At 73.0% G+C, this 14105-nt stretch carries 13 protein-coding genes, 1 tRNA gene and 1 pseudogene; 7 read left to right on the top strand and 8 right to left on the bottom strand.

The window, feature by feature from the left end; all coding sequences use genetic code 11:
- The 4 genes from JNW87_RS23000 to JNW87_RS22985 form a co-directional block, all read right to left on the bottom strand.
- Window positions 1-1026: AAA family ATPase (locus JNW87_RS23000; RefSeq protein ID WP_238454382.1), on the bottom strand; the 1026-nt coding region annotated here is incomplete at its 3' end.
- A gap of 78 nt (window positions 1027-1104) precedes the next feature.
- Window positions 1105-1674, bottom strand: coding sequence for a VOC family protein (locus JNW87_RS22995; protein WP_201749714.1), 570 nt, complete (start codon window positions 1672-1674; stop codon window positions 1105-1107).
- Window positions 1675-2005: 331 nt separating this feature from the next.
- Window positions 2006-2082: transfer RNA gene (locus JNW87_RS22990), tRNA-Pro, on the bottom strand.
- A gap of 84 nt (window positions 2083-2166) precedes the next feature.
- Window positions 2167-3060 (bottom strand): metallophosphoesterase, encoded by an 894-nt coding sequence (locus JNW87_RS22985; RefSeq protein ID WP_238454381.1) that lies wholly within the window; start codon window positions 3058-3060, stop codon window positions 2167-2169.
- Window positions 3061-3085: 25 nt separating this feature from the next.
- On the opposite strand from JNW87_RS22985, the gene JNW87_RS22980 reads away from it, so the two are divergent.
- Entirely contained in the window at window positions 3086-3541 is a 456-nt protein-coding gene (locus tag JNW87_RS22980; RefSeq protein ID WP_109802591.1) for a GatB/YqeY domain-containing protein, read from the top strand.
- A 76-nt stretch (window positions 3542-3617) separates the two neighbouring features.
- Here the strand turns inward: JNW87_RS22980 and JNW87_RS22975 are convergent, their stop codons facing one another.
- Window positions 3618-6056 carry a transglycosylase domain-containing protein gene (locus tag JNW87_RS22975; RefSeq protein ID WP_109802592.1) on the bottom strand — a complete coding sequence of 813 codons (2439 nt, stop codon included), beginning with the start codon at window positions 6054-6056 and terminating at the stop codon, window positions 3618-3620.
- 403 nt (window positions 6057-6459) lie between these two features.
- On the opposite strand from JNW87_RS22975, the gene JNW87_RS22970 reads away from it, so the two are divergent.
- Window positions 6460-6780: a WhiB family transcriptional regulator gene (locus tag JNW87_RS22970; RefSeq protein ID WP_109802593.1), complete on the top strand. Its 321-nt coding sequence runs from the start codon at window positions 6460-6462 to the stop codon at window positions 6778-6780.
- 7 nt (window positions 6781-6787) lie between these two features.
- Here the strand turns inward: JNW87_RS22970 and JNW87_RS22965 are convergent, their stop codons facing one another.
- Genes JNW87_RS22965 through JNW87_RS22955 form a run of 3 tightly spaced genes read right to left on the bottom strand, consistent with a single transcriptional unit; the run spans window position 6788 to window position 9588 of the window.
- Window positions 6788-7936: an ArsA-related P-loop ATPase gene (locus JNW87_RS22965; RefSeq protein WP_109802594.1), complete on the bottom strand. Its 1149-nt coding sequence runs from the start codon at window positions 7934-7936 to the stop codon at window positions 6788-6790.
- Window positions 7937-7993: 57 nt separating this feature from the next.
- The gene (locus JNW87_RS22960; RefSeq protein WP_109802595.1) at window positions 7994-8959 is read right to left on the bottom strand and encodes an ArsA-related P-loop ATPase; all 966 of its coding nucleotides are present in this window, start codon (window positions 8957-8959) and stop codon (window positions 7994-7996) included.
- 26 nt (window positions 8960-8985) lie between these two features.
- Window positions 8986-9588: a hypothetical protein gene (locus tag JNW87_RS22955; RefSeq protein ID WP_238454380.1), complete on the bottom strand. Its 603-nt coding sequence runs from the start codon at window positions 9586-9588 to the stop codon at window positions 8986-8988.
- Window positions 9589-9949: 361 nt separating this feature from the next.
- On the opposite strand from JNW87_RS22955, the gene JNW87_RS22950 reads away from it, so the two are divergent.
- The 5 genes and pseudogenes from JNW87_RS22950 to JNW87_RS22930 all read left to right on the top strand — a co-directional run.
- Complete coding sequence (locus JNW87_RS22950) at window positions 9950-10411, top strand: hypothetical protein (protein WP_109802597.1); 462 nt, start codon at window positions 9950-9952, stop codon at window positions 10409-10411.
- A gap of 52 nt (window positions 10412-10463) precedes the next feature.
- Complete coding sequence (locus JNW87_RS22945; protein WP_013289021.1) at window positions 10464-10619, top strand: DUF4177 domain-containing protein; 156 nt, start codon at window positions 10464-10466, stop codon at window positions 10617-10619.
- Window positions 10620-10624: 5 nt separating this feature from the next.
- Entirely contained in the window at window positions 10625-11086 is a 462-nt protein-coding gene (locus tag JNW87_RS22940) for a RidA family protein (RefSeq protein ID WP_109802598.1), read from the top strand.
- 118 nt (window positions 11087-11204) lie between these two features.
- Window positions 11205-12041, top strand: coding sequence for an MBL fold metallo-hydrolase (locus JNW87_RS22935; protein ID WP_238454379.1), 837 nt, complete (start codon window positions 11205-11207; stop codon window positions 12039-12041).
- Window positions 12038-14105 (top strand): annotated as a pseudogene (locus JNW87_RS22930) (adenylate/guanylate cyclase domain-containing protein); the annotation flags it as partial. The gene JNW87_RS22935 and the pseudogene JNW87_RS22930, both read left to right, overlap by 4 nt.

The following is a 14105-nucleotide window of genomic DNA, read 5'->3' as shown; positions in this document are numbered from 1 at the left end:
GGCGCGTCGTGGGCGTGGTGCGCGTGGTGCACCAGCCGGGCGACGTCCACGTCGGACCGGCCGGCGAGCCGGGCCAGCACGCCGCGTGCAGGGCCGAGCGGCGTACCGGGGAGAGGCCGTCCGGACCGCCCGGCGGAGCAGTTCGTGGCGGAACCGCACGCCGTCCTCCGCCGGCACCAGCAGCCCGCCGGCCAGGCACTCCTCGACGGCCGCCGCCGGCTCCCCGGCAAGCAGGTGCGACTCGGCCCGGGACGGCACCACCGACACCAGCCGGGCCACCTCCCGCGCGGCCGGGCTGAGCGCGGCGAGCCGGGCGGCCACCAGGTCGCGTACGGTCGGCGGGACACCCGGTTCGGCGGCGGCCAGCACCTCGGTGACCAGCAGCGGGTTGCCCCCGGTGGCCTGGTAGAGGCCGGCGGGGGAGCGCCCGGCGCGGCGGGCCAGCTCCTCGACGGCGGCGGTGGAGAGCGGCGGCAGCGGCAGCCGGCGCACCAGCGCGCGGGGCAGCCCGGCGAGCACCGCGTGCAGGGGGTGCTCCGGACCCACCTCGTCGTCGCGGTAGGTGAGCACCAGCAGGGCGCGGCAGCCGGCCAGCCGACGGCCGAGGAAGGCGGTCAGGTCGAGGGTGGCCTCGTCCGCCCAGTGCGCGTCCTCGATCACCAGCACCGGTCGGCGGCGTTGCCGAGGTCCGGCCAGCTCGTCGAGGAGGGCGTCGAAGAGCACCCCCCGGCGTTCACCCTCCCTCCCGCCACCGGTCCGGCTGTCGGCGAGCCGCTCGGCCAGCGCGCCGCCGATCTGCCGGCCGATGTCGTGCAGCGGGCCGAGGGCGCGCGGGGTGAGCAGGGGGTCGCAGCCGCCCTGGAGCACTCGGGCCCGAACTCCGACCGCCGCCGTGAACGCGCTCACCAGCGCGGACTTGCCGGCGCCCGCCTCGCCGGCGACGAGCGCGATGCGGCCACCGGCGGCACTGGCCGTCAGCAGCTCGTCCAGCGCGTCGAGTGGGCCGGCCCGCTCCAGCAGCTCCATCGCCGCCGATGCTAGTCACGGCGGGCGGCGGGCGAGCCGTCCTGACGTCGAGCCGACTGGTGGGCCGCGACATCTCGCTCACTTGGGCGGTTCCGCGCCGCTCTGCTCGCTCACCATGTACTCCGCGTACCAGTCGGGCCAGTTCGCGTCCGTCTTGCCGGTGCGCTTCTCGTGCTCGCCGTGTGCGGCCGCCGCCCGCCGAAGCGCGCCCGCCAGGTCGCTTGCCGAGCCGAACGAGGTCGCAGCAGCCTCGATGCGCCCGGGAAGCCGGGTCGTGATCTCCTGAAGCAGCCAGTTGTTGCCGTCGGGGTCGCTGAACGAGGCGCGCGAGAAGTAGCTGCGACGCTCGGGATCCAGACCGCTCACCGGCCCGTCCGGGCCGATGTGGAAAATGTCGCTCACCTCGACACCGGCGGCGACCAGCGCGTTCCGGGCCGCCTCGATGTCGGACACGATCAGGTACTCCTTGGCCGAACCAGGCGTGGCCGACGTGAGGTTCGGTCCGAACTGGACCGAGCACTCGGAGCCGTGCGGCGTGAACTGGATCACACCCGGCGGCGTCTGGTCGAGCCGCCACCCGAGGCGCCCGTAGAACTCCTTCGCGCGGTCGACATCCGAGACGGGGATGACGACCACCTCGAGCTTCATGTCGACCTTCTTGATGCTCGTCGTCCCGCTCGCGTCGCTGCTCCGGACGTCCGTCGTGCTCATCGCGGCCTCCCCGGGCTGAGTCAGGGCGTCATCGTCTCGGTTACGAACGTACTGCCTCCGTACCTGCGGGGTGCCTCGATCTCGGCATCGCCTCCGCCGCCGGCTGGGACGCCCGCCGAGAGCGTCGTCCGGCTGCACCTGATCCCGGCACTCAGCACCAAACGCCTCGACACCCGGCAGCTGCCTGCTCAGTGCCTTCTAGAGAGCAGTGATCCCCAGAAACGAATCAAGGCCCCTCCACGGAGGGGCCTTGACCTGCTGTTACCTCTGGTCGGGGTGGCCGGATTCGAACCGACGACCTCTTCGTCCCGAACGAAGCGCGCTACCAAGCTGCGCCACACCCCGAGGCGTGCCGACAAATAGTAGCCCACCCGGACCGATGGTCAAACTCGGTACCCCCGCGCCGGGTCCGGGGCGTCCCGGACCCGCTCAGCGGGGGATCAGGGTGAGGATGCTCGCCTCCGGCGGGCAGGCGAAGCGCACCGGCGCGGTCGGGTGCGTGCCGAGCCCGGCGGAGACGTGCAGCCAGGAGTCCGAGCCGGGCCAGCGGTGCAGGCCGCGGGCCATCGAGCGGGGCAGCCCGCAGTTGGTCACCAGCGCGCCGTAGCCCGGCACGCAGACCTGGCCGCCGTGGGTGTGCCCGGCGAGCAGCAGCCCGAAGCCGTCCGCGGCCATCTGGTCGAGGACGGCCGGCTCGGGGGAGTGGGCCAGGGCGAGGGCGAGTTCGGCCGAGGCGGACACCGGGCCGGCCACCGCGGCGTAGTCGTCCCGCTCGATGTGCGGATCGTCGACGCCGACCAGTTCGACCTCCCGGCCACCGGCCTTCACCGTGGTCCGGGCGTTGTTCAGGTCGACCCAGCCGGCGCCGGTGAAGACGTCCCGGAGTTCCTCGTACGGCAGCGCCACGCCCTCGGTGTACTCCCGGTCGGGCAGGAAGTAGGTGAACGGGTTCTTCCAGACCGGCCCGGTGTAGTCGTTCGAGCCGAAGACGAACGCGCCCGGGAAGTCGAGCAGCGGTTGCAGGGCCCGCAGCACGCCGGGAACGGCGTCGGGGTGGGCCATGTTGTCGCCGGTCACCACGACCAGGTCGGGGTCGAGGGCGGCCAGCGAGGCCACCCAGTCCTGCTTGCGCCGCTGGCCGGGCGTCATGTGCAGGTCCGACAGGTGCAGCACGCGCAGCGGCTCGGCGTCGGCCGGGAGCACCGGCACGTCGTACCGGCGGAGGGTGAACATGTTGCGTTCGACGAGCGACGCGTACGCCAGGGTGGCCGTGCCCGCGGCGAAGGTCCCGGCGGCGAGCCGGAATAGTGTGCGCTTTCGCATGGCGTTCAGGGTAGTTTGACCGTCCATGAGCACGCTGAAGGACCGCCTCACCGTAGACATGCGCGCCGCACTCAAGGCGCGCGACGAGCTGACCACCTCCACGCTGCGGATGGCCCTCGCGGCCGTCGGCAACGCCGAGGTCGCCGGCAAGGCCAAGCGCGAGCTCACCGACGACGAGGTGCTCGCGGTGCTGACCAAGGAGGCGAAGAAGCGGCGCGAGGCCGCCACCGCCTTCGCCGACGCCGGGCGCGCCGAGCAGGCCACCAAGGAGACCGCCGAGGGTGAGGTGCTGGAGCGCTACCTGCCGAAGCAGCTCTCCGACGAGGAGCTGGCCGAGCTGGTCGCGGGGGCGCTCGCCGCGGGCGGCTTCACCGGCAAGGCCCAGATGGGCCCGGCCATGAAGGCGGCCCAGACCGCGGTGGCCGGCCAGGCCGAGGGCGGCCGGGTCGCCGCCGAGGTACGCCGGCAGCTCGGCCTCTGACCGACTCGGCTGCCGCCGCACGTACGCGAAACGGGCGGGCACCCCCTGGTGGGGTGCCGCCCGTCCGTGCCACGGGTCAGCCGCGCGGTCGCCCGGGGCGGCCGGTGGCGGGCGGCGGTGGGCCACCGGGCGGGGTGGCGCCATCGGCCGGCGTGGCGCCGCCACCGGCACTGACCTCGATGCTCACCACGCCGCCCTTGATGGTGCGGCCGTCCGGGCTGGTGCCGGCGGCGGTGTCCTTCGGGCAGCTCGACGGGACCTTGCTGCTGGAGACGACTGGGTCGAACCCGGCGCCCCGCAGCCGCGACTTGGCGGTCTCGATCGGCTGGCACTTGACGTCGGGGATGGAGCGCTGGTCACCCAAGATGATCTTGCCGCTGGGCGGGGTGAAGTCGACGGGCTCCTTGTTCTTCATCGCGTCGCGCAGCGTCTCGTACACCGCCGGGTTGATGCCGTTCGGGACGTCGTGGCCCATCTTCTGGTCGGTCTGCGGCCAGTCCGGGTCGGCCATGATGCCGGCCACCGCGTACTGCTTGGTCATCGCCACCAGCGCGGAGGTCTTGTCCGAGTCGGTGGTGCCGGACTTGCCGGCGACCGGCGCGCCGACGATGCGGCGGACGTTGCCCGCGGTGGCGCCGGTGCACTTGGAGGTGGCCGACCGGTCACCGACCGGGCAGCGGGCCGCGTCCACGGCGGCCCGGGCCACCTCGGTGCTGATCCGCTGCTCGCAGTGCGGGTTGGCGATGTCCAGCTTGTTGCCGTCCGGGCCACGGATCTCCTGGACCGGGATCGGCTCGCAGTACTTGCCGTCCGCCCCCAGCGTCGCGTACGCGTTGGCCAGCTCCAGCGGGGTGGTCTGGGAGACGCCGAGGCTGAACGCGCCCCACTGGTGCGCGTAGTCCTTGTTCGAGGCGAACCGGGCGTCCGACGGCGCGCGGAAGGTGATGCCGAGCTTCTGGGCGGCCTTCACCACGTTCTCCGCGCCGACCTGCTGCTGCAGCGGGATGAAGTAGGTGTTGACGGACTTGCCGAACGCGCTCCACATGTTGTGCACGCCGGTCATGCTGGCGCTGGCGTTCTTCGGGCAGTAGAAGTGGGTGCCCTTGCAGGCCGCCGATGATTTCGAATCGATGATGTACTCGGACTTGAAGAACGGCTCCGCGTTGATGGTGTAGCTGAGCGGGATGCCCTTCTCCAGGGCCGCCACCATCGCGAACATCTTGAAGGTCGAGCCGGCCTGGTACCCGGTGATGCCGCCGCCGCCGGTGACCAGCGGGTTGACCGTGTTCGGGTAGTTGCCCCGGATCTTCTTCGCGGCCTTCTTCGGGTCGGTGGAGATCTTGTTCTGCGGGTGCTTCGGGTCGTCGATCTTGAAGTTGCGGTTGACCGCGATCGCCCGCACCCGGCCGGTGCCGGGCTCGATCGCCGCCACCATCCGGGCCGCCTTGCTGTTCTCGCTCAGGTGGTTGCGGACCGCCTTGTCGGCGCCCTTCTGCGCCTGCACGTCGAGCGTGGTGGTGATGGTGTAGCCGCCGCTCTTCAGCCGGCGCTCCCGGTCGTACGAGGTCGAGCCGAACGTCCCCTGCTGCATCCACCAGCGGTAGAAGTAGTCGCAGAAGAAGCCCCAGGTGCGCTGGTTGGTGGCGACGCAGCCGTTCGGGGTGCGCTTGTCGTTCACCCGCAGCTTGATCTTCTTGGCCTGGTCGGCCTCCGCCTGGGTGATCGCCCCGATGTCGACCATGTTTTGGATGACGTAGTCCCGCCGGGCCACCGCCTCCGGGTAACCGGCCCTGGTCGTCGGGTCGAACGCGGTCGGCGCCTTGACCATGCCGGCCAGCATGGCCGACTCCTGGATGTCGAGCTTGCTCGGCTGCTTGCCGAAGTAGACCTGACTGGCGGCGAAGATGCCGTACGCGCCGTTGCCGAAGGCGGCGATGTTCAGGTAGCGCTCCAGGATCTCGTCCTTGGTGAGCTCCTTGTCGATCTGGAGCGCGTAGCGCATCTCGCGCAGCTTCCGGGCGCTGGTGTCCTCGGTCGCCGCCACCACGTCGGCCGGGTGCGTCGCCGAGTACGCGATGGCCAGCCGGACGTACTGCATGGTCAGCGTCGACGCGCCCTGGCGGGAGTTGGCGCCGGAGCTGTTGTTGACGAACGCCCGGGCGACACCGTTGAGGTCGACGCCGTTGTGCTTGTAGAAGTCGTGGTCCTCGGCCGCGATGATCGCCTTCTGCATCAAGGGCGAGATGTCCTTGAGCTTGACGTCCTTGCGGTTCTCGTCGTACATCGTCGCGAGCGGGGTCTTGCCGTCCGAGGCGAGCAGATAGGTGATCTGCGGGGCCCGGGCCACCGTCAGTTCCTTGGGCAGCGCGCCGAAGGTCTCGGCGCCGGCCTTGGCGGCCAGCCCGGACATCGCCACCGCGGGGAAGGCCGCCGCCGCGACCACCACGCCGGCCAACAGGCCACAGATGAGTAGCGATGCGGCGTTGGTCAGCACATTGTGGTCACGTTTCCGCATCCAGGTCACCTCGACAGGGTACGCGAGTAGGGAACGAGGGGCGCTGGGGCGTTCTTTCCCCATTTCCTGCGCGCGCCGACCTCGTTGTGCTAAACGCACGAACCCCGGTGGGTGGTTGCGTGAACCTGGCGACGAGTCTCCTCCGAACGGGGGAGCGGCGCAGCGTTTTCACCGACCCGGGCCGGGTAGACGGCGGGCGAGGGCCCGGGAAGCCGGGAGTGTCCGGAATGATGGATTTCGCCGACAACGTTGCGTAATCAGGCGACTACAGAGCATGATGAGTGGCGGCGACAGGGCCACACGTCGTCCGTGCCTCCTTGGGGAAGGACGGGCCGGACGGCCGGGGGAATTCGACGGCTGGTCGCACGAAGTCGGTAGGTACTGCAAGGGGGGACGTGTACACATGGGCATGATCACTGACTGGCCGTCGCTGGCGGCATGTCAGAACGGGGACCCGGACGCGTTGTTCGTACAGGGCGCCGAACAGAACGTGGCGAAGAGGATCTGCCGGAGCTGCCCAGTTCGGTACGAGTGCCTGGCCGATGCGCTCGACAACCGGATCGAGTTCGGGGTGTGGGGCGGCATGACCGAACGGGAACGCCGCGCGCTGCTGCGCCGTCACCCGCAGGTGACGAGCTGGCGCAAGATGTTCGAGGCCGCCATGGCGAAGAACGCCAAGGAGAAGGCCGGCAAGGACAAGGTCCTGGTGACCGCCGCCAACTGACGGCGTTTCACGGTCGGCTGATCGCCGCGCCGATCGTCCGCAGCCCGTCGACGTCGTGCACGTCGGCGGGCTGCGCCGTCACCGACACCGCCGGCACCGCCGGGAACGCCTCGGTGAACTGGGCCGCCACCCGCTGCTCGCGTACCGCCTGCTGGGCCAGCGCGGCGTGAGCCCGCAGCACGTCGACGGTGCCCTCGTGGCCGCCCAACTCGGCCAGCCGCTCCGCGGCGGCCAGGCTCTCCGTCGCGTCCAGCGACGTCGCGGTCGGGCGGTGGACCCGGTTGAGCACCAGGCCGGCCAGCGGCATCCGCTCCTCCCGCAGCCGCCCGGCGAAGTAGGCGGCCTCCCGGACCGCGTCCGGCTCGGGCGCCGCCACCAGCAGGAACGCGGTCTCCTGCGCCTGCAGGATCCGGTACGTCTGCTCGGCCCGCTGCCGGAAGCCGCCGAACGTCGAATCCAGCCCGGCGACGAAGCCGGAGAGGTCGGTGAGCAGCTGCGCGCCGATCACCTTCTGGACGACCTTGGAGAACATCCCGAAGCTGGCGGTCACCAGGCTGAACATGCTCCGCCCCCCGCTGCGCGCCGGGGCCAGCAGCAGCCGCAGCATCCGCCCGTCCAGGAAGCGGGAGAGCCGGGCCGGGGCGTCGAGGAAGTCCAGCGCCGAGCGGGACGGCGGGGTGTCCACCACGATCAGGTCCCACTCGCCCCGGGCGTGCAACTGGCCCAGCTTCTCCATCGCCATGTATTCCTGAGTGCCGGCGAAGGTCGAACTCATCGCCTGGTAGAAGGGGTTGGCGAAGATCTCCGCCGCCTTCGCCGGGTCGGTGTGCTGAAGCACCACGTCGTCGAAGGTGCGCTTCATGTCCAGCATCATGGCGTGCAGCTCACCGCCGCTGGCCTCGACGTCGATGCCCTTGACCTGGCGGGGGGTGTTGTCCAGCTCGGTCAGGCCGAGCGACTGGGCCAGCCGCCGGGCCGGGTCGATGGTGAGCACCACCGTCCGCCGGCCGTGCCGCTCGGCGGCGCGCAACGCCAGCGCGGCCGCCGTGGTCGTCTTGCCCACTCCGCCCGCCCCGCAGCAGACGACGATCCGTACCCCGGGGTCGGCGAGGATCTGGTCGACGTCCAGCGGTGGCGCCGCGTCTTCGGAAGGCACCAATCGAGCGTATCGGGCTCGGGGGTGTCTCTGCTCCGTGCCGGCCGCAGGTGTGAGTCAATCCGCCCGGACGAGAGCCCTGGCCAGCGTCTCCAGCCCGGCCCGGTCCACCCCGTCGGGCAGCAGCGGCAGCTCGGTGAGCGGCAGGCCCAGTTCCACCAGGTCGGCGCGGAGCGAGTCCTCCAGCTCCCGGCGTACCTGCTGGTCCCGGGCCTCCCCGGCCAGCCCGGCCACGGTGTCCCGGTCGGCGGGCAGGCCCGCGGCGAGCAGCCCCCGCTTCAGCTCGGCCTGGCTCAGCGCCCGCCCCGCCGGCACCGGCGGCCGGGCGCCGTTGACGATCACCCGACCGACCGGGAAACCGAGCTGGGTCAGCTCGGTGATCGCGTCCACCGTCTCCTGGACCGGCATCTCCTCCAGCAGGGTCACCACGTGCACCGCGGTCATCGGGGAGCGCAGCAGCACCGAGACCCCCTCGCTCTGGGTCTTGATCGGGCCCATCTTCGCCAGCCGGGCGGTCTCCGCGGTGACGTTGAGGAACCGGCCGATCCGCCCGGTCGGCGGCGCGTCCAGCACCACCGCGTCGTACGTCCGGCGCTGGCCGTTGGTGCGGGTGGTCGCCTCCTTCACCTTGCCGGTGAGCAGCACGTCCCGCAGGCCCGGCGCGATGGTGGTGGCGAAGTCGATCGCGCCGAGCTTGCGCAGCGCCCGGCCGGCCGCGCCGAGCTTGTAGAACATGTCCAGGTACTCGAGCAGGGCCTCCTCGGCGTCCACCGCCAGGGCCCGCACCTCGCCGCCGCCGGGGGCGTCGGCCAGGTGCCGCTCCTCGTACGGCAGCGGGTCGGTGCCGAAGAGCTGGGCGATGCCCTGCCGCCCCTCCACCTCGACCAGCAGCGTGCGCCGGCCGCCTGCGGCCAGGCCCAGGGCCAGCGCTGCGGCCACGCTGGTCTTGCCCGTGCCGCCCTTGCCGGTCACCACGTGAAGGCGGGCCGGCCAGGTCTCGGACCGTTGCTCAGCTGCTCGCACCCGTCGAGCCTATCCAGCCGCCGGGCTCAGGCGACCTCGCAGACCCACCAACCCGTTTTCCGCACCACGGTGAAGCGCAGCTCCTGGTCGGCCACCTTCTCGTCAGCGGTGGTCATGGTGACCTTGGTGGTGACGGTGGCCCGGTCGCCGGTCTGGTTGTCCACCGTCGGGGTGGTCCACCGGAAGCGCGGGTTCTGGTACTCCGCCGCGTACTTCTGTACCTCCGCGACCTTGCCGGCGATCTTCTTGTCGTCGCGGGCGGCGGAGCAGACGAAGGTGGCCGCCTTCCTGGCGTCCCGGTCCTTGTAGACGGCGGTGAGGAAGCCGTCCACGGCGACCGCCGGCTCCTTCGCGCCCTGGCCGTCCTCGGTGTTCCGCAGGGTCAGGAACGCCGCCGTGCCGCCCCCGCCGCAGAGCAGGATGGCCGCGGCCAGCGCGATCGAGGCGATCAGCAGGCCGCGCCGCTTCTTCGGGGCCGCCGGGCTCGGGTACGGCGGGTAGCCAGCGGCCGGCGGCGGCGGGAACGTGCCGGGGGCCGGTGCGGTGGCCGGCGCGTGCCCGGCCGACGGCTCGTCGCGGGACGGGCCGTCGAGCGAGCCGGTGGCGCCACCGATGGGCGGTTGGGTCATGTCTTTCCCCCGGGGTGCGGCGCCGTCGCCGCCCCAGGCGACGGACGCGTGATCGAGCGTGGCGGGCGGGCGTGGGTCGCCCGTCCGACCGGAAGGGTAGCGGTCGATGGGCGAGTTGCCAGCCCCCGCGTGCGATCGCGCCGGTCGCGCGGCGCCGCAACCACCGGTGGGACGTGAACCTCGATCACCTCCCCGACGACGCATCTGTCGCATATGTGACTGCAGGTGATCACGCGTGCGCGTCCCGTTGTCGGGTCCGAGGATCGGCCCTACGTTCGTCGCGGTGCGGGGGCCGGACCGGGCGGATGTCCGAGCCGGACGGTGGTGATTCAGACCAGGTACGACGCCCGGAGGCAAGCGCATGCGCGACGCGGAGAACATTCCTCGAGCCCAGTTTCCGCCCGGTGACCGGGCTCGCCGGTCCGGCGACGCCGAACTCCCCGCCCTGCCGATCAACGAGCGGTCGTACCGCCGCTGCCTCGAACCGGCCGAGGCGATCCGCGCCCTGGTCCGCCCCGGCGAGCGGGGTCCCGACGAGGAGGAGCCCGGGTACGTCATCCACCTGCCGGTCCGGGTCGCCGACCTGGCGGCGGCCACCGCGCTGGCCGGCACCGTGGCCACCTCGCTGGGTTTCCTGAGCGAGCTGGACGCCGGCGAGACGACGGTCTCCACCGCCGACGACCAGAACAACCGGCACCGGGTCTTCTGCGACCTGCTGCTGCCCGACCGCAGCCGGTGCCCGCAGCGCTACGACCACGAGGGCCCCTGCGGCGAGCTGCCCGTGACGCCCGAGCAGCGTCCCGCGCCCAGGCCGCCGTCCTGACCGTAGTCTGTGCCTGGAAAGTGTCCATGCCAGGCAAGGGAGCCTTCACCCGATGCAGAAGTGGGAATACGCCACGGTTCCGCTGCTGGTCCACGCGACCAAGCAGATCCTCGACAACTGGGGCGAGGACGGCTGGGAGCTGGTCTCCGTGGTTCCCGGCCCGAACCCGGAGCAGCTCGTCGCCTACCTGAAGCGTCCGAAGGGCTGACGGGCGTGAGCAACGGACCGCACGCGAAGCTCGCGGAACTCGGCCTGAGCCTGCCCGAGGTGGTGCCGCCGGTGGCCAGCTACGTGCCGGCCGTCCAGTCCGGGCAGCACGTCTACGTCTCCGGCCAGCTGCCGATGGCGGAGGGCAAGCTGCTCGCCACCGGTAAGGTCGGCGCCGGCGTCTCCGCCGACCAGGCGAAGGACCTGGCCCAGCGGTGCGCGCTGAACGCCCTGGCCGCGATCGACTCGCTGGTCGGCCTGGAGAACGTCGTCAAGATCGTCAAGCTGAGCGGCTTCGTCGCGAGCGCGCCCGGCTTCACCGGCCAGCCCGGCGTGATCAACGGCGCCTCCGACCTGTTCGGCGCGGTCTTCGGCGAGGCCGGCCGGCACGCCCGCTCCGCGGTCGGCGTCGCCGAACTCCCCCTCGACGCTCCCGTCGAGGTCGAGGTCATCGTCGAGGTCGCCTGACGCTCCGTACCCGCGATCTTGCGGTTCGTGCCCCGACGAAAGCCCTGAACGGGCACGAATCAGGGGCCGGAACCGCAAGATCGCGGGGACCGGCGGGCGGGGTCGTACGATCGCTGCCATGGGCGGGCATGTGACCGAGGCGGCGGGGGCGCTGGCCGACGAGTTACCCGGCTGGGCGACGCTGCTGCGGGCGCCGAACCCGGGGCCGATGACGCTCGACGGCACCAACATCTGGGTGCTGCGGGCGGCCCCCGGCGAGCCGGCCGTGGTGGTCGACCCCGGACCGGCCGACGACGCCCATCTCGCCCGGATCGCCGGGCACGCCCCGGTCGGGCTGGTGCTGATCACCCACGGGCACCCGGACCACACCGACGGCGCGGCGCGCCTGGCCGAACTGCTCGGCGGCGTCCAGGTGCGCGCCGCCGACCCGGCGCACACCATCGGCGGTGAACCGCTGACCACGCCCGGCGAGAACGTCGGCGGGTTCGGCCTGGAGATCCGGCTGCTGCCCACCCCCGGCCACACCGGGGACTCGGTCTGCTTCCTCGTCGAGCACGACGGCGAGCGGGCGGTCCTCACCGGCGACACCATCCTGGGGCGCGGCACCACCGTGGTCGCCCACCCGGACGGCCACCTCGGTGACTACCTGGCCAGCCTGGAACTGCTCTCGACGTACCGCGGGATCCCGGCGCTGCCCGGGCACGGCCCGGCCCTGGCCGACTGCGGTGCCGCCGCCGACTTCTACCTGGCCCACCGCCGGGCCCGGCTCGACCAGGTCCGGTCGGCGGTCGCCGACGGCGCCACCACCGCGCCCGAGGTGGTCGCCCGGGTCTACGCGGACGTGGACCGGTCGCTCTGGTGGGCCGCCGAATGGTCGGTCCGGGCCCAGTTGGAGTACCTCGGGGTCGAGCCCCGGGAATCCGGCGCCGGGGGTGCGGAGTTGAAGCAGCCGTGACCTGCCCGGTGTGTGGAACCGTCGCCGTACCCGGCGCCCGGTTTTGCCACAACTGCGGCGCGGCGCTGCCGGCCGCCGCCACCCTCCCCGCCGCCGAGCGGCGGGTGGTCACCGTGCTCTTCGGCGACCTCTCCGACTTCACCTCCTGGTCCGAGGACCTCGACCCGGAACGGGTCGGCGCGGTCACCGACCGGGTGCTCGCCGCGCTCGCCGGCGCGGTGAAGACCTTCGGCGGGCACGTCGACAAGCTCACCGGCGACGGGATCATGGCGGTCTTCGGCGCGCCGGTCGCCCACGAGGACGACGCCGAACGCGCGGTCCGGGCCGCCCTGTCCATGCAGCGGGCGGTCCGCCGGGTGCTCGACGACGAGCGCGGTGGCGGCGCGCCCCTCGGCCTGCGGGTCGGCCTGAACACCGGCGACGTGATCGCCGGCATCCAGGCCGCGATCGAATACACGGTCATCGGCGACACGGTGAACACCGCCGCCCGGCTCGCCGACGCCGCCGCCGTGGGCGCGGTCTACGCCGGCGCCCGTACCTCCGCCGCCACCCGGCACGTCGCCTCCTGGCGGGCGCTGCGCCCGCTGCGGCTCAAGGGCAAGCGCGAGCCGGTCGAGGCGTACGAGCTGCTGGGCCTGCTGGACGCGCCGGGCACCCGGTCCGGCCTCGGCGACGAGGCGCCCTTCGTGGGCCGGGAGACCGAGATCGGCCGGGTCGCCGGCCGGCTCGCCGAGGTGATCGACCGGGGTGACCCCCGAGTGCTGCTGATGACCGCCGAGGCGGGCATCGGCAAGTCCCGGTTCGCCGCCGAGGTGGAACGCCTCGCCGCCGGCTACGACGTCGGCGCCGGCCGGTACGCCGCGCACACCGGCGCCCGGGTGCTCTCCGTACGCTGCGCCGCCTTCGGCGAACGCCGCCGGCTCGCCCCCCTCGCCGACCTGGTCCGGGCGGCGGTCGGCCTGCCCAGCGACGCGGCCACCGCGCTCACCCGGCCGGCGGTGGAGGAGCGGCTGCGCCGACTCGCCCAGCGGCTCGGCCGGCTCCCCGGCGACCCGCCGCCGCTCGCCACCGACCAGTTGCTCGCCCTGCTCGGGTACGCCGAACTCCCCGCCACCGCCGAGAACGGCGAGTGGAGCGCCGCCGCCCCGCCGCCGGACGCCGAGGCGGTGCCCAACGCGGTCGCCGGGCTGCTCAGCGGGCTCGCCGTCGAGGCGCCGCTGGTGATCGTGGTGGACGACCTGCACGACGCCACCGCCGAGACCATCAAGGCGCTCGCGCTGACCCTCAACCGGCTCAGCGGCCCGGTGCTGGTGCTGCTGCTCGGCCGCCCCGAACTGGTGCGTACCGCCGGGGCGCTGACCCGGGTCGCGGACGCCGAGGTGCACGGGCTGCCCGCGCTGCGCGGCGCCGACGCGGCCCGGCTGCTGACCAGCTATCTCGGCGGCGGGAAGCTGCCGCAGAACGACGCCGACCGGCTGCTGGCGACCGCCCAGGGCAACCCGTTCTACCTGGCCGAGCTGGTCACCCTGCTGCGTGAGCGCGGTGCGCTGACCGCGGGCGCGGACGGCGGCTGGCGGCTGGTCCCCGGTTCGCTGGGCAGCCGGCTGCTCTCCCGGGACCTGGCCGCCGTGCTCGCCGCCCGCATCGACGCGCTGCCGGTGGACGCCCGCTCGGTGCTGCGGGACGCGGCGGTGGTCGGCGACACCGTGCCGGCCGGCGCCCTGGAGGCGCTCCGCGAGCAGCGCGCCGGGCGGGACGGCCGACCGGCGGCGGTGGTCGCGGTCGCGCTGGACCGGGCCGTGGAGGAGCTGCTGCAACGCCGCATGCTGCACCGCACCCGCACCGGGTACGCGTTCGCGACGCCGCTGATGCGGGAGGCCGCGTACGCCGGGGTGAGCAAGGCGGAGCTGGCCGAGCGGCACGCCGCGCTGGTCCGCTGGGCCGCGCCCGAGACCTCCGACGCGACCCGGCCGGCGGCACGCCCGGCGGCTTCACCGACGCCGCCCGGGACGACTTCGTCGCCGAGCACGTCGAGCGGGCCGCCGCGCTCGCCGACGCGGTCAA

The sequence above is a fragment of the Micromonospora sp. ATA51 genome, from assembly GCF_016802855.1.
Classification (GTDB): domain Bacteria; phylum Actinomycetota; class Actinomycetes; order Mycobacteriales; family Micromonosporaceae; genus Micromonospora; species Micromonospora sicca.
This window is presented reverse-complemented; position numbering and strand designations above follow the sequence as displayed.

What these genes read in the sequence shown, in the direction of transcription:
- JNW87_RS22995 (WP_201749714.1), bottom strand. Translation starts at nt 1,674, where the DNA reads ATGAAGCTCGAGGTGGTCGTCATCCCCGTCTCGGATGTCGACCGCGCG.
- JNW87_RS22985 (WP_238454381.1), bottom strand. Translation starts at nt 3,060, where the DNA reads ATGCGAAAGCGCACACTATTCCGGCTCGCCGCCGGGACCTTCGCCGCG.
- JNW87_RS22980 (WP_109802591.1), top strand. Translation starts at nt 3,086, where the DNA reads ATGAGCACGCTGAAGGACCGCCTCACCGTAGACATGCGCGCCGCACTC.
- JNW87_RS22975 (WP_109802592.1), bottom strand. Translation starts at nt 6,056, where the DNA reads ATGCGGAAACGTGACCACAATGTGCTGACCAACGCCGCATCGCTACTC.
- JNW87_RS22970 (WP_109802593.1), top strand. Translation starts at nt 6,460, where the DNA reads ATGGGCATGATCACTGACTGGCCGTCGCTGGCGGCATGTCAGAACGGG.
- JNW87_RS22955 (WP_238454380.1), bottom strand. Translation starts at nt 9,588, where the DNA reads ATGACCCAACCGCCCATCGGTGGCGCCACCGGCTCGCTCGACGGCCCG.
- JNW87_RS22950 (WP_109802597.1), top strand. Translation starts at nt 9,950, where the DNA reads ATGCGCGACGCGGAGAACATTCCTCGAGCCCAGTTTCCGCCCGGTGAC.
- JNW87_RS22945 (WP_013289021.1), top strand. Translation starts at nt 10,464, where the DNA reads ATGCAGAAGTGGGAATACGCCACGGTTCCGCTGCTGGTCCACGCGACC.
- JNW87_RS22935 (WP_238454379.1), top strand. Translation starts at nt 11,205, where the DNA reads ATGGGCGGGCATGTGACCGAGGCGGCGGGGGCGCTGGCCGACGAGTTA.